The 22,963-nt window shown below is 52.4% G+C and carries 18 protein-coding genes; 10 read left to right on the top strand and 8 right to left on the bottom strand.

What is annotated here, in order from left to right; translation table 11 throughout:
• Positions 1–67: 67 nt before the first annotated feature.
• The 3 genes from K7X24_RS09605 to glpD form a co-directional block, all read right to left on the bottom strand.
• Positions 68–964: a DUF4123 domain-containing protein gene (locus K7X24_RS09605; protein WP_224554542.1), complete on the bottom strand. Its 897-nt coding sequence runs from the start codon at positions 962–964 to the stop codon at positions 68–70.
• A complete protein-coding gene (tssI, locus tag K7X24_RS09610) occupies positions 957–2,927 on the bottom strand; it encodes a type VI secretion system tip protein VgrG (protein ID WP_224554544.1) in 1,971 nt (656 codons plus the stop codon). Before tssI ends, K7X24_RS09605 begins: the two co-directional genes overlap by 8 nt.
• Positions 2,928–3,504: 577 nt before the next feature.
• Positions 3,505–5,004 carry a glycerol-3-phosphate dehydrogenase gene (glpD, locus tag K7X24_RS09615; protein ID WP_224554546.1) on the bottom strand — a complete coding sequence of 500 codons (1,500 nt, stop codon included), beginning with the start codon at positions 5,002–5,004 and terminating at the stop codon, positions 3,505–3,507.
• Positions 5,005–5,342: 338 nt separating this feature from the next.
• Here glpD and glpE point away from each other — a divergent pair, with 338 nt between their 5' ends.
• A complete protein-coding gene (glpE, locus tag K7X24_RS09620; protein ID WP_224554548.1) occupies positions 5,343–5,666 on the top strand; it encodes a thiosulfate sulfurtransferase GlpE in 324 nt (107 codons plus the stop codon).
• 84 nt (positions 5,667–5,750) lie between these two features.
• On the opposite strand, the gene agp is transcribed toward glpE, so the two are convergent.
• Entirely contained in the window at positions 5,751–7,004 is a 1,254-nt protein-coding gene (agp, locus tag K7X24_RS09625; RefSeq protein WP_224554550.1) for a bifunctional glucose-1-phosphatase/inositol phosphatase, read from the bottom strand.
• A 221-nt stretch (positions 7,005–7,225) separates the two neighbouring features.
• Between agp and glpG the strand changes: the two genes are divergently transcribed.
• The 4 genes from glpG to malQ are packed head-to-tail and all read left to right on the top strand — an operon-like array spanning position 7,226 to position 13,528.
• Entirely contained in the window at positions 7,226–8,059 is an 834-nt protein-coding gene (gene glpG, locus K7X24_RS09630) for a rhomboid family intramembrane serine protease GlpG (protein WP_039508607.1), read from the top strand.
• A gap of 24 nt (positions 8,060–8,083) precedes the next feature.
• Entirely contained in the window at positions 8,084–8,842 is a 759-nt protein-coding gene (locus K7X24_RS09635; RefSeq protein WP_010299419.1) for a DeoR/GlpR family transcriptional regulator, read from the top strand.
• A 42-nt stretch (positions 8,843–8,884) separates the two neighbouring features.
• The gene (malP, locus tag K7X24_RS09640) at positions 8,885–11,431 is read left to right on the top strand and encodes a maltodextrin phosphorylase (protein ID WP_224554552.1); all 2,547 of its coding nucleotides are present in this window, start codon (positions 8,885–8,887) and stop codon (positions 11,429–11,431) included.
• 12 nt (positions 11,432–11,443) lie between these two features.
• The gene (gene malQ, locus K7X24_RS09645; RefSeq protein WP_224554554.1) at positions 11,444–13,528 is read left to right on the top strand and encodes a 4-alpha-glucanotransferase; all 2,085 of its coding nucleotides are present in this window, start codon (positions 11,444–11,446) and stop codon (positions 13,526–13,528) included.
• 70 nt (positions 13,529–13,598) lie between these two features.
• Here malQ and nfuA read toward each other — a convergent pair whose 3' ends face one another.
• Complete coding sequence (nfuA, locus tag K7X24_RS09650) at positions 13,599–14,174, bottom strand: Fe-S biogenesis protein NfuA (RefSeq protein ID WP_039304954.1); 576 nt, start codon at positions 14,172–14,174, stop codon at positions 13,599–13,601.
• Positions 14,175–14,234: 60 nt separating this feature from the next.
• Complete coding sequence (gene gntX / locus K7X24_RS09655) at positions 14,235–14,936, bottom strand: DNA utilization protein GntX (protein ID WP_039492048.1); 702 nt, start codon at positions 14,934–14,936, stop codon at positions 14,235–14,237.
• 99 nt (positions 14,937–15,035) lie between these two features.
• Between gntX and bioH the strand changes: the two genes are divergently transcribed.
• From bioH to K7X24_RS09680, 5 genes are all read left to right on the top strand, one after another.
• On the top strand, positions 15,036–15,803 hold the full coding sequence (gene bioH, locus K7X24_RS09660; RefSeq protein WP_103862672.1) for a pimeloyl-ACP methyl ester esterase BioH: 768 nt from the start codon (positions 15,036–15,038) through the stop codon (positions 15,801–15,803).
• Positions 15,804–15,985: 182 nt separating this feature from the next.
• Positions 15,986–19,096, top strand: coding sequence for a multidrug efflux RND transporter permease AcrD (acrD, locus tag K7X24_RS09665; protein WP_127031431.1), 3,111 nt, complete (start codon positions 15,986–15,988; stop codon positions 19,094–19,096).
• 323 nt (positions 19,097–19,419) lie between these two features.
• Entirely contained in the window at positions 19,420–19,899 is a 480-nt protein-coding gene (locus tag K7X24_RS09670; RefSeq protein ID WP_224554557.1) for an Hcp family type VI secretion system effector, read from the top strand.
• Positions 19,900–19,929: 30 nt separating this feature from the next.
• Positions 19,930–20,631, top strand: a complete 702-nt coding sequence (locus K7X24_RS09675; protein ID WP_224554558.1) for a hypothetical protein — start codon at positions 19,930–19,932, stop codon at positions 20,629–20,631.
• A gap of 60 nt (positions 20,632–20,691) precedes the next feature.
• Entirely contained in the window at positions 20,692–21,030 is a 339-nt protein-coding gene (locus tag K7X24_RS09680) for a hypothetical protein (protein WP_224554560.1), read from the top strand.
• Between the two features lie 253 nt (positions 21,031–21,283).
• Here K7X24_RS09680 and K7X24_RS09685 read toward each other — a convergent pair whose 3' ends face one another.
• Both K7X24_RS09685 and K7X24_RS09690 read right to left on the bottom strand, forming a co-directional pair.
• The gene (locus tag K7X24_RS09685) at positions 21,284–21,829 is read right to left on the bottom strand and encodes a cysteine hydrolase family protein (protein WP_010299396.1); all 546 of its coding nucleotides are present in this window, start codon (positions 21,827–21,829) and stop codon (positions 21,284–21,286) included.
• A 175-nt stretch (positions 21,830–22,004) separates the two neighbouring features.
• The gene (locus K7X24_RS09690) at positions 22,005–22,895 is read right to left on the bottom strand and encodes an MBL fold metallo-hydrolase (RefSeq protein ID WP_318013136.1); all 891 of its coding nucleotides are present in this window, start codon (positions 22,893–22,895) and stop codon (positions 22,005–22,007) included.
• Between the last annotated feature and the right edge of the window lie 68 nt (positions 22,896–22,963).

The raw sequence follows: 22,963 nt of genomic DNA on the forward strand, positions 1-22,963 counted from the left end.
GTCCTTTCGTCAAAATTACCGCACTCAACCGTGGATAAGTACGATGCTCCAGTCATGCCTATCCCTCTCAAGCAGAATATTCATCTAGAACATCTTTTAATAAATTACTAACACGATAGTAACCAGGTAATTCTTCACGGAGCAAAGAATCCCGCCAAAATTCAGGGGCTTGTTCTAATGAATAATAATCCTTTTCTATTAACAAGTGAATTAACTCACGAATTGAGCGGTCATCATTAATGTTATGCTCTTTACAAAAATAATAACACTCACTGACAATATGTTTTACTGAGAAAGTTGTCGAGTTTTCCTGAGAGTCTTTATAGAAATAAAAATCCTTTTCAGGATCACTTTGGTTACTGCTGTGAGAAATGTGATGTATTTTTTCTTTATATTTAACAAGTATTTTAGAAAAAACCTCATCAATATATCTCACTTCGGAGTAGTTATTGAGAACATCAAGTTGTGATTGACTAAATTTTAGATGTTTCATCCTGCTCTTAGCTGTGAGAGGAAACTGAGCACGAACGGAATTAAACGTCTCTTCTCGTAGTACTCCATCATAAATGGTCATGATTTTTTCGATTGGCCCCATGAAGCAGAACAGTTCCCACTCCGTCATCACATCGCAAAAAGACCAAATATTTCTCGGATCATAAAAACGGAAAAATACAGGTTTTTCTTCATTGGGGATCTGTACATGTAGATATTTACGCAAGTGTTGCCGCAATACTTTCATCTCAGACGTTGTTTCCAACAAGATACCCCAAGGTGTTTTCCTTCGATTCAGCCAGTGAAAGACCCTGTCATCTACCTGCACCAGGTGCGGTGCCAATCGCCCAATATCTTCCGGTACTGGCTCCGCGTATAAACTGGCATGGGGTGGATCTAATTGTTCCAGCATCGAAAATAATTCAGGCTCTACCGCTGCATCCACTATTGCCCAGCGTCTTATCTCACTCACGGTTTTCTTTCTCCTTTGCCGGACAGTGCGCGACAAACATCGTCCCTGCGGCAGCGGCCGCTTTCAATATCGCCGGATCGGCAGGGAGTGCCACATCGCCCGGGCTGCCGCCTGAGTTCAGGTTAATCGCCGGTCCTTTGATGTCCACCCCGCCGGCGTGGATAACCACAAAGCTGCCTCCGACTCTTAGCGTTAATTTGCTGCCGCTTTGCAGCGTTAGATCACCGTTGCTGTCCACGCTGAATACGCCGCTGATTTTCTGCGTCAGATCGCCCTTAACCTGTGTGCCCCGATCGCCTTCGGTCAGCGATAAATGATTGCCTGTGGTTTTGTGATCCTGATTGCCTTCCACCGTAACTTTACGATCGTTGGCGACCACCAGCTCTTCATCATGTCCGATGCTTGTTGTGCGGTTATAGTCCACGCGCTCATCTTTGGAATTGAGCACCCGCACTGCCATATTTTTCTGGGCGTGAAGGAAGATCTCTTCGTTATCGGTCGCATCCTCAAAGCTGAGTTCGTTAAATCCTTTGCCTTTGTGAGTCTTGGAGCGAAGCGTGGTGCGCGTTTTGTTAGCGGGCAGCTGATAGGGGGACGGATTGGTGACGTGGAAAGTACGCCCGGTCACAATCGGCTGATCCGGATCGCCTTCAAGGAAGCTCACAATGACTTCATGGCCGATGCGCGGAATGGCAATCATCCCGTACTGGCCGCCCGCCCAGCCCTGACTGACGCGCACCCAGCAGGAGCTCTGGTCATTGCTCGCACCGTAGCGATCCCACGGGAATTGCAGTTTTACCCGACCGTACTGGTCGCAGTAAATCTCTTCACCTGCTGGGCCAACCACCGTCGCAATTTGCGGGCCGTCCACCATCGGTTTGTAGGGCATGGCTGCGCGCCACGTCGTCGTGCCTTTCACCACCGCAAAACTGTTGCTCATGGTCGTTGGTTCGCCGCCGCTTTCCTCTTCCAGCGCCTGTGGCTGTTGCCCGACATGCGTCACGCTCACCGTCTGCCACACGGCATTCAGCGTCGTATTTGGATGCTCCGTCAGGGTGAAGGTATTGCCCGGCATCAGCCCCGCGCAGTTAGATTCCCCTTCGCTCGTTACCGCCCCTGAGCGCAGCGCATCCAGCCGATAGCCGCTGAACGCCTTGCCGCTCGGGTCTTGCTTATAGCGACCCGGATAGTCGTAGTGCTGATAGCTTTCGCGCTGGTGCTCCAGCTCGCCGCTCATCTTCTTGTGCGACAACCCATAAGCCGGCGTCTTGAAGCTGTAATCCTTCAGCTCCACGTCCGATGTGCTCACCCGCTCCGCGTAGTGGAAACGCCGGACATATTCGCCCTCGCTCAGCCCTTGTGTCGCCAGATTGAAGAACAGCTCGGGGCCTTTGGCCAATGCACCCGCATCGTCGGCAAACACCACGCGGTGTTTTCCCTCTTCGTATTCGTGGAAGAAGTACATTCCCTCCTCAGCGGCCAGCCGGGTGATAAAGGCTAAATCACTTTCCCGATACTGCACGCAGTATTCGCGCACTGCGTGCTCGTTACGCAACGCAAAGGCGTAGTCGGTAATCCCGGCTTCTTCCAGCAGCGCACCGATAATCGCTTCCGGCTTCTGCGCCTGAAAGATACGGGCGTTGGTGCGTAATCCCAGCCGCCACAGCGCCGGACGGACTTCCATCTGATAGCGCGTGCGCCGAAATCCGGTATCGCCCTGCGTGAAGCCACTGACAATCCCGCTGAGCCGACGCTTCAGTTCGCCTTCATACCAAATCATCAGCTCGCACGGCTGGTCCAGCACCGCGCCGAAATCCACATCCTGCAACGCGCTCGCCAGACCCAGAGACAGACTGAAAGGTCGGTTCAGCTCTTCATCCAGCCTGAAATCCACCACCGCGAAAGTGCCTGCTTCCAGGGCACCGACCTTTACGGTGAACTGTAATCCTGTACTGTTTGCCACCCGTCCTCTCCTTCTTCCTTCGCCGTTGCCATGGCTACCGCACGCCTCGGGTTCTCCCGGAGCGGCACGTCGCTATCCTGATTAAAATGAAAACCTGAGCTGTGGTCTGAGTCTGCTCACGCCAACGTTTATGTTGATAAGGCGTTACGTTGATAAGATGCCATGTTGGCTAAAAACGCAGCGTGTATGAAAAGCGCAAAACATTTAGGTTGAGCAGAGAGTCGGTGTGTTCACGTCGTGGGAGACAATAAGGTTGCAGGGTTGAAGCGGTGTGAAGAGTAATGAAAACGTTCCATGTGGCATCTTTGACGCTATTCCTTTTAAGAAAGTACGCGTAAAGGATAACAAGATTTTTTCAGAGTCAATAGCACAAAAAAAGGACTAAAACTAAGCAAGCCAATTGATTAATATTGAAATAATCTCATGGGGAATAAATTAGAGAGCGAATCAAAAAGATTCAATCCTCATCGAGGAACCGGGTGCGATAAGAGTATGTTGCGGATGTTAGACGTCTACTATTTATAGTAGGAAGGCTTCTCGATCAGGAGGCCTGATCGAGAAGTAGAGGCTGGAGCAATTAACCCGCTTTTGCCATCTGCTGGTAATGGTTTGCCAGCCAGTCGCTGATGCGTTGTTTCTGGGCGTCATCGAAGCGCATGCCCAGTTTGGTACGGCGCCAGATGACGTCATCAAGCATAACGGCCCATTCTTTCTCGACCAGATAGCGCAGTTCCGCTTCGTACAGGTCATGGCCGAAATCTTCACCCAGGTCGCTGAGGCCTTTCACGTTTGCCAGAATCAGTTCGCTGTTTGAACCGTAAGTGCGGCTGTAACGGCGCGTCAGTGATTCAGGCAGATTGAAGCGGCGACGCAGCGCGGCGGCGTAGTCATCACGCGTGCCAGCGATATCCCCACCCGGCAATACTGCACCTTTCGTCCAGGCTTTACCCGCTTGCGGGTAGTATTTGTGCAGCTTATCCAGCGCGTGCTCTGCCAGCTTACGGTATGTCGTCAGCTTGCCGCCAAATACGGAAAGCAGTGGAGCCTGACCGTTATCATCATCGACTGACAGCGTGTAGTCACGGGTAATCGCCTGCGGAGAATCGGACTCGTCATCACACAATGGACGCACGCCAGAGTAAGTCCAGACGATATCGTCACGCGTAAGTTGCTGTTTGAAATGGTCGTTATACACGTCCAGCAGATAGGCGACTTCGCTATCATCGATCTTCACATCGTGCGGATTGCCTTTGTACTCCACGTCGGTCGTGCCGATGATTGAGTAGTCATCCTGCCACGGGATCACGAACACAATACGGTGATCTTTGTTTTGCAGAATGTACGCTTGCGGCTGGTTGTGGACTTTTGGCACCACGATGTGGCTGCCTTTGATCAAACGGATGCCGTAAGGCGATTTCAGCTGTAGGCCGTCATCAAAGAATTCTTTCACCCACGGACCCGTGGCGTTCACCAGACCTTTGGCGCGCCAGGTGAAGGTTTCGCCGGTCAGTGAATCAACCGCATCCACAATCCACACGCCTTGCTCACGGCGAGCGCGAGTGACTTTGGTGCGGGTACGGACTTCTCCACCGCGTTTTGTCACTTCCTGCGCGTTTAACATCACCAGACGCGCATCGTCCACCCAGCAGTCAGAGTATTCAAAGCCCTGTTTCAGCTCAGGCTTAAGCACAGAATCTGCGCCGAATTTCAGGCCTTTACTGGCAGGCAGGCTGACGCGTTTGCCAATGTTGTCGTACATGAACAGGCCGATACGAATCATCCAGGCCGGACGCAGGTGCGGCTGATGGGGCAAACGAAAGCGCATGGGGAAAATGATGTGCGGAGCCATTTTCAGCAGCGTTTCGCGCTCGGACAGCGCTTCGCTGACCAAACGAAACTCATAGTGCTCAAGGTAACGCAGGCCGCCGTGAATCAGCTTGGAACTGGCGGAGGACGTGGCACAGGCAAGATCCTGCGCTTCCAACAACAGGACTGATAACCCTCGCCCAGCCGCATCTGCGGCGATGCCTGCACCGTTAATTCCGCCGCCGATAACGATTAGATCTTTGGTTTCCACGTTTCTTCCTCCACCCTCGAATAAATCAAAATGTTCGTTTTCGAGCATTATGATAATCGAAAACAAACAAATCAGCCAATGGTTAACCAAATAAAAACATTTATGCGTGACGAACCTAACAATATGATGATAGTTGTCACATTAAAAGAAGGGATATTGAGCTGGAATGGTACTGTTTTGTCGTCACTATCCACATTAGCGAAGCACCGTTTTTATGAATAACCTTATAATCATATAGGTTTTATGCCGCTGAAGGCGGGTTACAATGACGCCTCGGGTTGCCATGACGTCAGTGGTTACTAACATCCTGTCCATTATTAACAAGGTTGTCACTTTCGATGGAACAATTTGAAGCTATCAGTATTGAGCAAGCCCATTCCCGCTGGCAGGAAGGGGGCGTTGTCGTTGATATTCGCGATCCGCAGAGCTTTGCCACAGCCCATGTCCCTGACGCGATGCACCTGACAAACGAGACGCTGTCTGACTTTGTGCGCGGTGCTGACCTCGAAGCACTGGTCATGGTGATTTGCTACCACGGCATTAGCAGCCGCAATGCCGCACAGTACCTGATTAGCCTTGGGTTTGATTCGGTGTTCAGTATCGATGGCGGCTTTGAAGCCTGGCAAAATCGCTACCCACAGGATGTGCGGTCAGCCGTATGAGAGGTGAGGGCTTCGTAAACACGAAACCCTCACAGCAATAACTCAAGCGCTATCCGAAAGATCGCAAAGATTCTCTGTTTATGGCTATGGCATCAGCGCCTTAGTGATCTTTTCAAAGTCCTCAAATGAGCAGAATCCTTCCTCGTCGGCAGGACAAGCATTGAGCGCTAGCGTGACGCGCTGCGGCGGGGTGGCGCGGTTAAGCGGTGCCAGCGAAGCGAGCTGCTCGGTAGACTGGTACACATACTCGACTTTCAGCAATTCCTTGTTATGAAGGCTGTCGCGCCAGCGCTGGAACACCACTTTGCCGCCTATCGGCGTGGTTTCTAATTGATGTGGCAGGTGATATGGCTTCACGCCCAACGCAGAGAACAGCGATGCGACGTTTGAGTCATGGCCGACCAAAAACGTGAATTTGGGTTGCTGTGTGCCAAACGATCCCGCGAGTGCGCCGACCAGATTGGCAGAGACAGCTTTGGCCACAACCGGTGCGCTAAACACTACGCTGTTGTAGTACTCCTTAATCGACACCAAATCGGCAAGCTGCTTCTCATCTTTAATACGCCCCCATACGATCTTGTTAATCGGTGTCCCCTCGTAGTACTGCAAGATAAAAGCATCGGCAATGGCGGTACCCGTTCTCAGTGGGCCAACCACGCTAGGCTCTTTTCCTGCTTCAATTTGCACGTTTGTTTCCTGTGCCATCAGGTCGCACTGTTTATCCTGTTTGCAGTTAGCAGACTCTGTATAACGAATAATCTCTGCCATCTGCTGATACACAGGTTTCAATCGCTCATTGAGCCCTTTTACCCCGCCAGCGCCTGCTTTTTGGTTGATCGAATCGATGGCCTGCTGCTTAAACGTCGCGCCATTGTCGCGGATGATCGGGTTAAAGGTGGCATCCATTGTGCCCAGTTTTTCTTTGTGTAACACCGGCACCAGACAGCCGGGGAATGCTCCCGCTGAGAAATATTGTGCGGTAGCGATAGTGCGTTGCAGGCTGTTGGCGTAGAACGAGACGTCTTTCTCTGTGGGGCAGGTATCGGCAGCCAGCAGGTGGTTATCCACCAACCATTCGCTAAAATAGTGACCGAAATAGGCCTCCAACACGCCACCGCGAGTGGTCAGATAACTGCTGGGCGTATCCCACTGCGGCCAGGCATCGGGTGTGACCTTGCCGAGTGCACTGCTTGGGCTGGCTAACGGCGCGCGCAACCCGTGGCGGCTAAACACTACAACCTGTTCGAGCGTATAGCCCTCTTTGGCAACGGCCTGGAAAGAGAGGGTGGCTGGCAATAGTAAAGGGAGGCAAAACAGCGCTTTTCGTTGTAAAGACATGGTCATGCTCCTGGTCAGTGAGTGGCACGTATAGTGAATGCGTAGAAGGACACGATTTCACATCATGCTTTTTTTTTGTGAACCGAAAAATATTTTGTGACGGAAATGTGACGATTGACTGACTTCACCGAAATAGCCCTGCCTATTCAATAGTCCTGCCTATTCAGTAGAATCTTTATTATCATGTACCTAACTCAACCTACTCACTGGCGCTTCTCGCTATGATGACTCGCGTTATTGCTCTCTCCAACCCGCGTCTGGCTCAGGCATTTGTTGATTACATGCGTACACAGCAGGTCCATCTGGAAATGCGGCCTCAGGGGCATGAAGCTGAACTGTGGCTGGAGGATGAAACTCAACTGAGCAAGGTTCAGGAAGCGCTGGAGATTTTTCTGCGCGACCCGACAAACCCGCGCTATCTGGCGGCCAGTTGGCAAACGGGATCGATGGATACTGGTATTCAATACCAACGCTACTCCTACCTGCAAACGCTGAAACAGAAGGCAGGTCCACTGACGCTATCCCTGATGGTCGTGACGATTGCAGTGTTCATCCTGATGCAGATTTCGGGCTATGAGAGCGTGATGGTATGGCTAGCGTTCCCGGCTGAAGGGCAACAGGTCGAGGTGTGGCGCTGGTTTAGTCATGTTTTGTTGCACTTTTCCCTGCTGCATATTTTGTTCAATCTGATGTGGTGGTGGTACCTGGGCGGCCCAGTTGAAAAAGTGCTGGGAACCGGAAAATTGCTGGTCATCACGCTGGTTTCCGCGCTGGTTAGCGGCTGGGCGCAGTCCTGGTTTAGCGGCACCCATTTTGGTGGCCTGTCTGGTGTGGTTTATGCCCTGATGGGCTATGTCTGGCTGCGAGGGGAACGAGAGCCTGACGGTTATTTATCCATGCCGCGCAGTCTGATGGCCTTCGCTTTACTGTGGCTGATCGCCGGATATTTCGATATTTTAGGTATGTCGATTGCGAATGCGGCGCATGTAGCTGGGCTGGTTGTCGGGCTATTGATGGCCTTTTGGGACACGTATAATAAAACAAACCCCCGGTAAATCGGGGCGTCTTAGGGGATAAATGTGAAGCAGACACAACGGCATGACGCCATTATTGAGCTGGTGCGCCAGCAGGGCTATGTCAGTACTGAAGAGCTAGTGGAGCATTTTGCGGTGAGCCCGCAGACCATTCGTCGCGATCTGAACGAGTTGGCCGAGCAGAATAAAATCCATCGCCATCACGGCGGCGCGGCACTGCCGTCCAGCTCGGTTAACACGGCCTACCATGACCGTAAAATGATGTGGTCGGATGAAAAAGCGCGCATTGCCCGTCGGGTTGCGAGCCAGATTCCAGACGGCGCCACCTTGTTTATCGATATCGGTACCACGCCCGAAGCCGTGGCCTATGCGCTGATGCAGCATAAGGATCTGCGCGTCGTCACCAATAACCTGAACGTGGCAACGCTGCTGACGGCAAAAGAGGATTTCCGCCTGATTTTGGCCGGTGGCGAAGTGCGTACCCGCGATGGCGGTATCATGGGGGAGGCGACACTGGATTTTATCTCTCAGTTCCGTCTGGATTTCGGCATTTTGGGCATCAGTGGTATTGACATGGATGGGTCATTACTGGAGTTTGATTACCATGAAGTGCGCACAAAACGGGCGATTATTGAAAACTCTCGCTGCGTCATGCTGGTGACGGACCATTCCAAGTTTGGTCGTAATGCGATGGTGAATTTGGGCAACATGGATTTGATCGACTATCTTTTTACCGATCAGTCACCACCACCCAGCGTACTGAAAATCATTGAACAACATAAGGTACAGTTGGAGTTGTGTTGAACCCGATGTGCCTTTTCCATGATGGACAAAGGAGGAGGCACGATGTCAGATTCTTCAAGAAAGCCGGGTTCTGCAACGCGATCAGAATCGTCAAAAGTATCAGGATCGCCAAAACGTTCAGCGGCTGCAAAAAAACCAGATGCGTTAACGCAGCCCATTTCCTCCGCCCATCCCGTCATCGTCTTTGATGCATCAGAGTTTACCGCTGCGCTGCGCCGCCAACAGCGGCTCGGTGGCGTGGCCTCGCTTAACGCGATGACGCCAGTGCAGTGCTGGCGCGCTGTCAGCCTTGCGCTGTCTGAACAGTTGCTGATGCATTCAGACTCTTCAACGTCTCCTACAGCCAATACCCATACGCCTCAGCGCCATGTGAACTACCTGTCGATGGAATTTCTGCCCGGTCGTCTGACGGGCAACAACCTGCTGAATCTGGGCTGGTATGACGCAGTAGCCGCCGTGCTGGCCGAGCAAGGGCTGAACCTGAGTGATATTCTGGAGCAGGAAGCCGATCCGGGGTTAGGCAACGGCGGATTAGGTCGGCTGGCGTCCTGCTTTCTGGATTCGATGGCGACGGTGGGACAGCCCGCAACGGGTTACGGTCTCAACTATCAGTATGGCCTGTTCCGTCAGCATTTTGCGCAGGAAAAACAGCAGGAAACAGCCGATGACTGGCAGCGCGATACCTATCCGTGGTTTTTACCGCGAGCGGAGCTGGCGGTGGATGTCGGGTTTGGCGGGCGTCTGCAACCCCAAACTGACGGAACCCTGCGCTGGTTACCGGATACCGTTTTCAGAGGTGAAGTCTGTGACCTGCCGGTGATTGGCTATCACAACGGCGCTGCGCAGCCGCTGCGTTTGTGGCGTGCGACGCATCGCGATCCGTTTGATTTGACGCTATTCAACGAAGGGCACTATCTGCGTGCGGCACAGGTGGGGATTTCCGCCTCCAGCCTGACCAGCGTGCTGTATCCGAATGACAATCACGCGGCGGGCAAACGCCTGCGCCTGATGCAGCAGTATTTCCACTGCGCCTGTTCGGTGGCTGACATTCTGCGCCGTCATCTTAACGCGGGGCGCGCGTTGTCCACGCTGCCGGATTATGAAGTCATCCAGCTTAATGACACCCACCCGACGCTGGCGATCCCTGAACTGATGCGTCTGCTGCTGGATGAACACCAGATACCGTGGGATGAAGCCTGGTCGATAACCGGACGCACCTTTGCCTATACCAACCATACGCTGATGCCGGAAGCGCTTGAGCGCTGGGACGAACGACTATTTAGCCGCCTGCTTCCTCGCCACCTGTCTATCATCCGGCAAATTGATACGCAGTTTAAGGCGCAGGTTGAGCAGAAATGGCCTGGCGATCGGCAGGTATGGGCGAAGCTCGCGATTCGCCATCAGCGCCAGATTCGCATGGCAAACCTGTGCGTCGTCAGTTGCTTTGCGGTCAACGGCGTGGCGGCGCTGCACTCGGAACTGGTGGTGAAAGATCTGTTCCCGGAATACCACCAGCTGTGGCCGACCAAATTCCATAATGTCACCAACGGCATTACGCCACGCCGCTGGCTAAAACAGTGTAACCCGGCGCTGTCCGCGCTGATCGACGACACGCTGCACACGCCGTGGGTGAATGATCTGCCTGCGCTGCAAGGGCTGGAACCTTACGCTGACGATGCTGGCTTTCGTGAGCGCTATCGACAAATCAAGGCCGATAATAAAACGCAGTTGGCGACCTATCTCCGCCAGCAGTACGACATCGTCATCGATCCGCAGGCGTTGTTTGATGTGCAAATCAAGAGATTACATGAGTACAAACGCCAGCATTTGAATCTGCTGCATATCCTCGCGCTATATCGTCAATTGCGTGACAATCCGCATCTGGATATAGTGCCGCACGTCTTTTTGTTCGGTGCCAAAGCGGCACCGGGCTATGTATTAGCGAAAAACATCATTTATGCCATTAATCGGGTCGCTGCGGTCATTAATCAGGATCGCCGCGTTAACGATCGCCTGAGGGTTGTCTTCCCGTCGGACTATCGCGTCTCGCTGGCTGAACGGATGATTCCTGCTGCGGATGTCTCTGAGCAAATTTCGACGGCAGGTAAAGAAGCGTCTGGCACGGGCAATATGAAGCTGGCGCTGAACGGCGCGCTGACCGTCGGCACGCTGGACGGGGCGAATGTAGAAATGGCGCAGCAGGTCGGTGAAGACAATCTGTTCATTTTCGGTCACACCGTCGAACAGGTCAAAGCGCTACAGACACAGGGCTATGAGCCGTCTGACTACCTCGCCGTGACGCCGCTGCTACGTGAAGTACTGAACGAGCTAGCGAGCGGTGCGTTCAGTCAGGGGGATAAAAACGCGTTTGCCCCGCTGTTGGATAGCCTGCTGAAGCTGGGCGATCCCTATATGTTAATGGCCGATTTTGCACCGTATTGTGAGGTGCAGCAGCGTGTTGATGCGCTTTACCGTGAGCCGGATGAATGGACGCGCCGCTGTGTGCTGAATACCGCCAGAATGGGGATGTTCAGTTCAGACCGGGCGATTCATGATTACCAGACGCGCATTTGGCAGGCGCATCGTTAGGAAAAGGAGAGGGTGTTCAAGGTGGATAAACTGGCAAGCCAGCAGACAGGCATCGCGGAAAGCTATACCGATGCGTATGGCAAAGAGCACATGGTTGCGGCCGCAATCAGAAACCAGATTCAGGCAATGATGGACGTTTCTGATAGCGGTAATGCACCCTTGCCGCCCGTTCGTGTCTTTTTGCAAGGCCGGGATGCGGTCATCGAGCTTGCTGGTCACGGTGAATTCCTCTGGACGCTGATGTATGAAAACGGCGGTCAAATTCAAGGGCAGATCACAGGCGGTTCAACGCTGGCTCTGCCGGGTGTGCTGCCGCTGGGTTATCACTACCTGACGTTGACGCAAGCCGACCAGCGCTGGAGCTGCCGGATTATTGTCGCGCCGCACCGCTGCTATGAACCCGAAGCCTTACTACAGGGTAAACGCTGGTGGGGCGTTACCGTCCAGCTTTACACCTTGCGCTCGCAGAATAACTGGGGCGTAGGGGATTTTGGCGATCTGCGCCAACTGATAGAACAGATAGCCCGGCGCGGCGGTGCCTTTGTGGGGCTGAACCCGCTGCATTCGCTGTATCCCGCGCTGCCAGAGGCCGCGAGCCCTTACAGCCCTTCCTCCCGGCACTGGCTGAACATTATTTATATCGATGTGAATCGGATCGATGATTTCCAGCAGAGCAGTGAGGCGCAGGAATGGTGGCATCGTGAGGATACACAAAGCGCGGTTTCTGCGCTGCGGGCAGGGCGCTGGGTCGATTATGAACCGGTGACGTCGCTTAAGCTGACTGCTTTGCGGCTGGCTTTCCGCTACTTTACGACGCGCAGCGCGCTGGATCCGCGCATTAGTGCCTTTCGCCAGTTTGTCGTTAGCGGCGGGCAGAGCCTGCAACTTCAGGCGACGTTTGATGCGCTGCAGGCTTACCTGAAAAAACAGGGTGAGAATTACGCGGACTGGCACCAATGGCCTGCCAGCTATCATGATGTACACAGTGAAACCGTGAAGTCATTCCGCCGTGAAAACAGCGAGGAAATTACGTTCTACAGCTGGCTGCAATGGGTGGCGCATGAGCAACTTGCGGAGTGCTACGCGCACAGTAAACAGCTTGGTCTGCCGCTTGGTCTGTATCGCGATTTAGCCGTTGGCGTTGCACAGGGTGGCGCGGAAACCTGGGACGAACGTCAGCTCTATTGCCTTGATGCCTCTATCGGCGCACCACCGGATCCGCTTGGGCCGCAGGGACAAGACTGGCAGCTTGCGCCGATGAACCCCACCATGCTTCAACTACGCGGCTATCAGCCTTTTATCGACGTACTGCGCAGCAACATGGCGCATTGTGGTGCCCTGCGTATCGATCATGTGATGGCGCTCTTGCGTCTGTGGTGGATACCCAAGGCGGAATCGGCGGGCAACGGGGCTTACGTGCATTATCCGGTCGACGATCTGCTGGCGGTGCTGGCGCTGGAAAGTCAGCGTCATCGCTGCCTGATTATCGGTGAGGATTTAGGCACAGTGCCGCCGGAAATTATCAGTAAGCTACATGACTTCGGTATTTATTCTTACAAGGTGCTGTTCTTTGAAAAAGACGACGAGAACCACTTCCGTGCACCGGAAGACTATCCGCGTCAGGCGATGACAACCATTACCACGCACGATCTCCCAACGCTGCGCGGCTACTGGCAGACCGTGGATTTATCACTGGGGCGGGAATTGGGGCTGTATCCGACGGAAGCATTACTGCAAGAACAAATGCAGCAGCGTGAGAAAGCGAAACAGGGGCTGCTCAACGCGTTGCACGAATTCGGATTATTGCCGCAGCGGGTTGGCCGCAACTCGGCGCTGACGACAATGGGTGCACCGCTAAGCCGCGGCGTTCACCGCTATGTCGCCGATAGCGCAAGCGCACTGGTGGGATTCCAATTGGAAGACTGGCTGGATATGGCGACACCGGTCAATGTGCCGGGCACCAATCGTGAATACCCTAACTGGCGGCGTAAGCTCACGCGTCCGCTGGAGTCGATCTTCGCTGACCGCTGCCTTGAACGATTGGTTCGGGATATGGATTTGCGTCGTGGCGCGCCGATGAAAGCGCAGAAAGCCTGACAACAGAACGAATACTCTTCCTCCCCTGAGTCGGGGAGGAAAAGCACAGAGAAATCAGCAGGGGAGACGATTAATAGTAGGAGTGCTCGCCGCGCTGGTGTTCGGTGAGGTCTCTCACACCTTTCAGCTCAGGGAAGGTTTGCAGCAGCTCTTTCTCAATCCCTTCTTTCAGCGTGACGTCAACCATAGAACAGCCGTTACAGCCGCCGCCAAATTGCAGAATCGCCAGACCGTCATCGGTAATTTCCATCAGCGTCACACGGCCGCCGTGGCCTGCCAGCTGTGGGTTGATCTGCGATTGCAGCACATACTCCACGCGTTCCATCAGCGGGGCGCTGTCGTCCACTTTACGCATTTTGGCGTTCGGCGCTTTCAGCGTGAGCTGAGAACCTAGCTGGTCGGTCACGAAGTCGATTTCAGCGTCTTCCAAATAAGGTGCGCTGAGTTCGTCCACGTAGGCGGAAATCTTTTCAAACTTCAGTACGGTATCGCTGGCTTCTACGGCATCCGGCGGGCAATACGACACGCCACACTCGGCGTTTGGCGTACCTGGATTGATAACAAATACGCGAATCTGTGTGCCTTCTTCCTGTTTTGCCAACAGTTTCAGGAAATGCTCCTGAGCAGCATCGGTAATACGGATCATAATAGTAAGCTCGATAGTTGACTGCACTTATCGGTTATAATACGCCCATCCTCCCCCCGACTACAAGGTTCGGCACAAACACCAGACCTGAACGCCCGCTGCACCTTGGGCCAGCAGCAGCCTGCTGATTTCGGCTGCGGTACTACCCGTCGTAACCACATCATCCAGTAAAACCACCTGTTGCCCAGACAGCGAGACATCACAGGAAAACGCGCCCCGTAGGTTTCGCCGCCGCGCGCTGGCGCTGAGCGTTTGCTGTAGCGGCGTGCGTCGGGTGCGCTGCAATTCGCGTGGCTCGTAAGTACAGTTCAGCCAGCGGGCGAGAGGCCGAGCGAGCAGCTCGGTCTGGTTGAAGCCACGCCGCCACTGGCGGTTCCGGTGCAGGGGAACGGTAAACAGGCGGTCAGGGCGAAACAGGGGAACGTGTCCGGTGAGCTTTCGTTCGCGGTAGGTCATCTGCCAGCGCAATAACAGCTGTCGGGCGAGTACCGCTGCCAGTTCGGTTTTACCGTGAAATTTGAAATGCTTCAGCAGCGTGTTGAACGGTGGCGCGTAGTCGCTGATAAAGGTCATCGATTGCCAGGGCGGCGGGTTCTGTAGGCAGCGTCCGCACTGATGCGTGGTGTCGGCTGAGGGCAAACCACAGCGCGGGCAGCAGATAGGCAAGCGGGGCAAATGGCGCTGGCAGTACGAGCAAATACCCTGCTGGCTGTGATGAAGCGGCAATAAGCATAGCCAGCAGCGTGCGGAGATGGTTAACATTGTTTTCCTTAAAGATCGTTTTCCCTAAATACGGTTTTCCCTGAAATATATTGACCCCATGCAAGCGTTAAGGGGTTCCCTGAGAAAGGAAGATAACTGATGGCGGCGTTGTATTGGCAGACCGAAGGCGCAGGAAACACGGATCTTGTGTTGCTGCACGGATGGGGATTGAATGCGCAGGTATGGCAAAGCATTATTGCGCGACTCGCTCCGCATTTTCGTCTGCATCTGGTCGATCTGCCGGGCTATGGCAGAAGTCAGGGATTTGGGCCGATGTCGCTGAGCGACATGGCAGACTACGTGCTGGCGCAGGCACCGGAGCGTGCCGTTTGGTTAGGGTGGTCGCTGGGCGGACTGGTTGCCAGCCAGATTGCACTGAGCGCCCCTGCGCGGGTGGAAAAGCTGATTACCGTGGCGTCGTCGCCCTGTTTCGGCGCACAGGATGGCTGGCCGGGAATCAAGCCAGACGTCTTGCAGGGGTTTCAACAGCAGCTCAGTGAAGATTTCCAGCGTACGGTCGAACGGTTTCTGGCGCTGCAAACACTGGGAACGGAAAGCGCACGGCAGGATGCCCGACTGTTAAAAAGTGTGGTGCTGGAACAGCCGATGCCGTCAGTCGAGGTATTAAACGGCGGGCTGGCCATTTTGCGTGAAGCGGATTTACGCCAGCCGTTAGCTGACTTGGCCGTGCCGTTCCTGCGGCTCTATGGTGCCTTAGATGGGCTAGTACCACGCAAGGTGGCTGGGTTGTTGGATGATCAGTGGTCGGACTCAACTTCGGTAGTGATTCCAAAGGCTGCGCATGCACCGTTTATCTCGCATCCTGATGCTTTTATCGAGCAGGTGATCGCGTTCGCTCAGGCGTAGCCGACGATAATTTACATTTTCTCCTCAATTTCTCCACGATTTAGCTGACGTCGGCAGTTAAGGTAACTTGGCACCCTGTGCGCAGGGTTTTTCTCTGGGTTGAGTGAATCTATTCCGGTTGATAATAAGTAGGCTGCTCGTGAAGCAGCCACGTCAAAATAGGGCTGAGGAGTGTAGGAGAGATGGCGAACTTTTTTGTCGACCGTCCCATTTTTGCGTGGGTGCTGGCTATCCTTCTCAGCCTGTGCGGTATGTTGGCCATCAAGTCATTGCCGCTGGAACAGTATCCCGATCTGGCACCGCCCAGCGTGCGGATCACGGCGAGCTACCCCGGTGCATCGGCGCAGACGCTGGAAAATACCGTTACACAGGTTATCGAACAGAGCATGACTGGGCTGGATAACCTGATGTACATGTCCTCGGACAGCAGCAACACCGGCCAGTCCCGAATTATGCTGACCTTCGAGGCTGGCACGGATCCCGATGAAGCCCGCCAGCAGGTGCAAAACCAGCTTCAGTCCGCCATCCGCAAACTGCCGCAGGAAGTCCAGCAGCAGGGCGTCACCGTCAGTAAAACTGGCGATACCAATATCCTGATGGTCGCGTTTGTCTCTACCGATGGCAGTATGGACAAACAGGACATCGCCGATTACGTCGCAACAAATATTCAGGAGCCGATCAGCCGCATCAGCGGGGTGGGCGAGGTTTCTGCCTATGGATCGCAGTATGCGATGCGCATCTGGCTGGATCCGGCCAAACTGATGGATTATGCGCTGACCACCAGCGACGTGGTACGGGCCATCGAATCGCAGAACAGCCAGGTCTCGGTAGGGCAGGTCGGCGGTGTACCGTCGGTGGATAATCAGGCGCTGAACGCTACGATCAACGCACAATCGCTGTTAGAGACGCCACAGCAGTTTCGTGATATCACGCTGCGCGTCAATCAAGACGGCTCTGCCGTGACGCTCGGCAATGTCGCAGAAGTCGAGCTTGGTGCCGAACGCTACGATTTTCTCAGTCGTTTCAACGGTCAGTCCGCCTCCGGTCTGGGGGTGACGCTGGCGTCTGGCGCGAATGAGCTGGAAACGGATAAGCGCGTCAGAGAACGTATCGAGGAGCTGTCGCAATACTTCCCGCACGGGCTAGAAGCCAAAATCGCCTTCGAAACCTCTCCCTTTGTAAAAGCTTCGATTACCGATGTGGTGAAAACCCTGTTTGAAGCGGTGCTGCTGGTCTTTCTGGTGATGTACCTGTTTTTACAGAATTTCCGCGCCACGTTGATTCCCACGATTGCGGTGCCGGTGGTGTTGCTCGGCACATTTGCCGTGCTGTATGCCTTCGGCTTTAGCCTGAACACCCTGACGATGTTCGCGATGGTACTGGCGATTGGCCTGCTGGTCGATGATGCCATTGTGGTGGTGGAAAACGTAGAGCGGGTAATGAGCGAGGAAGGGCTCTCGCCACGCGATGCGACGCGAAAATCGATGGGTCAGGTGCAAGGGGCACTGGTCGGGATTGCGCTGGTGCTGTCCGCCGTGTTTGTGCCAATGGCCTTCTTTGGTGGCACCACGGGAGCGATCTACCGTCAGTTCTCTATCACGATTGTGACCTCAATGATCCTATCGGTGCTGGTGGCGATGACGCTGACGCCTGCGCTGTGTGCGACGCTGCTCAAGCCGCTCGCCAAGGGCCAACACCATGGCCGCAAAGGGTTCTTCGGCTGGTTTAACCAGAGCTTTACCCGCACGTCGCTGAAGTATGAGCGTGGCGTCGGCAAGATATTAATTAGCAGCGGACGCTGGCTGCTGCTTTATATGGGCATCATCGGGATTATGGCCTTTCTGTTTTTCCGGCTGCCGACCTCGTTTTTGCCGCAGGAAGATCGGGGCGTGTTCACGACACAAGTACAGCTCCCGCCGGGCTCGACGCAGCAGCAGACCTTACAGGTGGTCAACAAGGTCGAGCAGTACTATCTCACGCAGGAAAAAGACACCGTGACGTCTGTGTTTTCCACCATCGGCTCGGGGCCGGGTGGAAATGGGCAGAACGTCGCGCGGCTGTTTGTGCGCCTTAAAGACTGGAATGAACGCACGACGCCGGAGAGCAGCTCGTTTGCCGTGATCGAACGCGCGACCAAAGCCTTTCGCAAGATTCAGGAAGCGCGCGTGTTCGCCAGCAGCCCGCCATCGATTAACGGGCTGGGGAGTGCCGCGGGTTTCGGTATGCAGCTACAGGATCGCGGTGGGCTGGGGCACGACGCACTGATGGCAGCGCGGGATCGGTTGTTAAGTATGGCCGACAGTAATCCTGAGCTGACACGTGTGCGTCACAATGGTCTGGACGACAGCTCGCAGCTGCGGATTCATATCGATCAGCGCAAAGCGCAGGCGCTTGGCGTGTCGGTGGATGACATTAACAGCACGCTGAAAACGGGCTGGGGATCGACCTATGTGAATGACTTCCTTGACCGTGGTCGTGTGAAAAAAGTTTACGTTCAGGCGGCGGCGAAGTTCCGCATGCTGCCGGACGACGTCAGTAAATGGTATGTGCGTAACAACAGCGGTGGCATGGTACCGTTCAGCGCGTTTGCGCAAACCGTTTGGGAAACCGGATCGCCACGTCTTGAGCGGTACAACGGTTATTCATCGCTGGAGATTGTTGGTGAGGCGACACCGGGTGTCAGTACCGGTACGGCGATGAATATTATGGAATCGCTGGTGGCGCAACTGCCGGAAGGTTTTGGATTGCAATGGACGGGCATGTCGTTGCAGGAGCGGTTGAGCGGGGCGCAGGCACCAGCGCTGTATGCCATTTCGCTGCTGGTGGTGTTCCTGTGTCTGGCCGCGCTGTATGAAAGCTGGACGGTGCCGTTCTCCGTCATGCTGGTGGTGCCGATGGGCGTGCTGGGGGCGCTGGTGGCAACCTGGGCACGCGGTCTGGAAAACGATGTCTATTTTCAGGTTGGGCTACTGACGGTGGTCGGGCTATCAGCGAAGAACGCTATCCTGATCGTGGAATTTGCCAACGAAATGAACCAGAAAGGGAAGGATTTGGTTGAGGCCACGCTGGAAGCCTCCCGTCAGCGACTGCGGCCGATCTTGATGACATCGCTGGCGTTTATCTTCGGCGTCCTGCCGATGGCGACCAGCAGCGGTGCAGGCTCGGCGAGTCAGCATGCTGTGGGAACTGGCGTGATCGGTGGCATGGTAGCCGCGACCTTCCTCGCCATCTTCTTTGTGCCGCTGTTCTTTGTCGTCGTGCGCCGCCGCTTTCCGTTAAAGGAGAAGGCATGATGGGGTCACAGTGGCTGCCTTCGTCATTAATAAAGACGAGTAATGCACTTGTCTGACTATTCTCTTAACGGTGCGTGGTCAGACAACAATTCCATCGTTTGTGTGTGATGCAATTAACCTGAAACTGGCGAGTACATTCATTACAGCGTGCTACCAAATAAATATGTGTGAAATTATTTATTCAATATTTCATAATTATGATAATTAAATATGCGACTGATAAGTAAAAGCAGTAATGATATTATCTTTGATCTTTAAAATATTTTATGATGGAAATTTATTTAGGATGTATTAACTTTCAATGGAATGAATAGGAGTAGTAAATGGCTAGTATTATCTATTTAAAAATTAACGGTGAGAGACAAGGCCTCATATCGGCAGGCGCATCCTCGGTAGATTCGATTGGTAATAAATATCAATCAGGGCATGAGGATGAAATTTTCATATATGAGTTAATGAATCAATTTACGCGATTGGAAAATGTATCTCTTCATCCTGTTGATATAAGAAAACCAATAGATAAATCCACACCGCTTTTAGCTCAGGCTTTGAATGATAAAGAAAAATTAAATTGCGAATTTTCATTGTATAGAACGTCATCCTTGGGTGGGCATGAAGTTTTTTTTAAAATATCTTTAAAAGATGCGATTGTTAACGATATTCGTTATTTTTATCCCCACTCATTGACGGATAATGATGGTCAACCTCAGGAAAATGTATCATTTAAATTTTCATCAATAACATTGGAGCATGTTATTGCTCGTACGAGTAGTTATATGCTATGGAGTGATTCAATTTATTGATTTTTAGAAATCCAAGGACGGATAAAGTAAATGAGTAAGCGATCAGAAATATTGGATGTCAATCAGGTAATATCAGCGAAGTATGGTATCATTTACACCGAAATATTAGGTTGGGTAGACTTGGGGCATGCATCAGGTGATGATATCAGGAGTGTTTTGTCTCAAATGGAATTAGGTGAAAGTAAGCTCGATAAGTTTTATCATATTCGTTATGAACAAAACATGTTCGTTAAACGAAAGCTGGCAGGTACTGCTAAGTACAGTCTTTGGAAAATACGCCGAGGACGCTTACTATCTGAACGCCATAGTATCGCTCTTGCTATGATGATGAGAACGGGCATAGCATTTGAAGGAATGCAAGATAGTTGGCCTTTTAGCTGGGCTACAGACAGTGGCTTTAGTGGAGAAGACCTTGTGTCCGATTTGCTTGGGTTTTATCGAGCAATCCATGGTAAAAATTATCTTTCTGACTTAAAGCCTGTTAGCAAAAGTGAGTCAATTAAACGATGGGATTATTATGGTGCTATTGGCAACTTTAAGAATAAAGGGTTTAGGCCTTTGTTGTTTCCTGATCCATCAAAATCACCAAACGCAAGGCCTTATCTAGGTGAATTACCCAATTTTATGAAATCAGTGAAGCCATATTCAAATTTCGATTCTGGTGATGTCGTAATTGTAAATGACAGTGATTTTGGAGTATATTTAAACAATGAGAGGGTCTATGGGGATTAATAAGGGGATTGTTTTTTTTTTGCTTTTATGGCGATGGCAATATGTGCATTAATTAAACTAATGACTATTGATAGTCTTTCTTATACAAAGGAAAATTGGTTTTATAACCATTTCTTCTCAATGGAAGTTATAAGGGAGGCTCCCCTTGTCTCTCAGAATTATTACATAACCTATTCAGCCCATGATGGTAACAAACCTGAGACAAATATAATATTTTTTATGGGGGCAGCTGACCAATTAAAATTGGAAAGCTATTTAATAGCTAAAGGATTTATTCCTGAAAATATTGATGCTAATACTATCCGCTGGCGTTCGCTGTCTTATAGTGAATATGACGTTTATCTGAGTGTCTACCCTGATAAAAAAGAAATTATTATGGCGGCAGTCGCTCTTGATTAGGGGAAATATAACGACAGTGCTGGTTTTTGCTTTTATCCCCGTCATACTTGAAGTTGTAGGTTCTCTGAGTTTTCCTGCTTACCCTATATTCTAAATAATTTAAGTTACGCGATGGCGACCAGCAGCGGTGCAGGCTCAGCCAGTCAGCATGCTGTGGGGACGGGCGTGATCGGTGGCATGCTAGCCGCCGCTTTCCTCTGAAGGAGAAGGCATGATGGAGCCATGTTCATGATGAAAATGGCTCCATCGGGCTTTATGCCGAGAGGTAGTCCTCCACAGACTTAACGGTAGCATAGCCGAACTCAAAAGCGGCCATCATCGCCGCATGTGTTTGAGCGGCAGGCACGTTCACGCCATTAAACGTAAGATCCAAGGTGGCGCAGGCGTCATGTAGCACAGTAACCGGATAACCCATGTCCGCCGCCGCACGTACTACAGCGTCGATGCACATGTGGCTCATTGCTCCTACGACGACGATATCTTGAATATTGAAAGCATCCAACTGCTTCTTGAGATCCGTTTCTCGGAAGGCGTTGATGTATTTTTTGACGATTACGGGTTCCTTGCCATCCGGGGCGACGGCTGACTGAATCTGGGCGCCGTCGGATCCCTTGAGAAATATCCCAGCATCGTTGCTATCGGCTTCGTGCCGTATGTGGAAAACGGGAATATCGGTATTTCGTGCATGGGTAATTACCCTGCTAGCATTCGCTACAGCGGCTTCGATACCGGACAACGGCAATTTTCCAGTAGGCAGATACTCGTTTTGTAGATCAACGACTACAAGGCCTCGTTTCATAAACGATCTCCAGTCAAATTATCAACGTGATGTTTTGTGAAGGCAGAGACTCGTGCTGGCCCCTCACATAGTGTGTGCAGGAGTGGGTTGTTTACTAATCCATTCTCCAACTGAGCACCGAAGAGTTTGCAGGTCATCACTCGCGGCTGACTACTACGGTGCAATGTGATTTAAATCAAAACGCCAACGAAGCGCCATCTTCTGGGATATCCACGCGGCTCTCAATACCCTGCTTCTTGACATAAGCCCGTAATTCTTCACGGGTCAAGGACATGTGATTAACTGCATCCATGTGCACCGCGACGATTTTCGCGTTTTTCGCAGCCTGTGACGCGCGCAGCACGTCTTCCTCACCCATGATGATTGCACCTTCGTATCCGGTCATTTTTGCTTTCCCGGCGTTGAGTACGATGACTTCGGGGTGATACGTCTCAATGGCCTGGTCTACCTCTTTACGCCAGATAGTGTCACCGGCCAAGTAAAGGGTCTTATAGCCTTTCGCTTGAAAAACGACGCCCATGGCTTCACCAAGAGGTTTTGCGAGAGCAGGAACGGCATACATTTCGTCTGTGCCATGCTGACCACCCGTTTTGGTGATTTTTACTCCGCCGAATTCAGCTTCATCAGTCAGTACACGCACGTCTTTGAAACCTTGAGAGCGAATCAACTGCGCATCCGTCTCATGCTGAGCAAACAACGGTATGTCTTTAGGTAATGCTTTTTGTGCCGCATCGTCCCAGTGGTCAAGATGGGTATGAGTAACGATGACTGCATCAACACCGGAGATGACTTTATCTGCCGATTCTGGTAAATCCACCAGCGGATTGCGGAGGTTACTGCGATAGGTACCTTCAAACCCAGGGTAAGCACCCTTTTTAGCTAGCATCGGATCGATCAAGAATGTCGTGCCTGCGTAAGTGATTTTCACTGTTGCATTACGAACCTGCTGCATTTCTACTTTATGCGTTGCAGCGGAGGCCAGAGTGTCGCTTTCTCCTGCCAACACCGGTGCGGTGACTGTGCCAAAAGCGATGCATAGTACGAGGGGAAGCGTTTTGAATTTCATTTGATTAGTCCTGTTGATTATTCAAGGAGTCTATTTTTGCTCAATCCCCAAACGTTAAACAGTGACCT

It is taken from the genome of Pectobacterium versatile, assembly GCF_020166435.1.
In the GTDB taxonomy this organism is placed as follows: domain Bacteria; phylum Pseudomonadota; class Gammaproteobacteria; order Enterobacterales; family Enterobacteriaceae; genus Pectobacterium; species Pectobacterium versatile.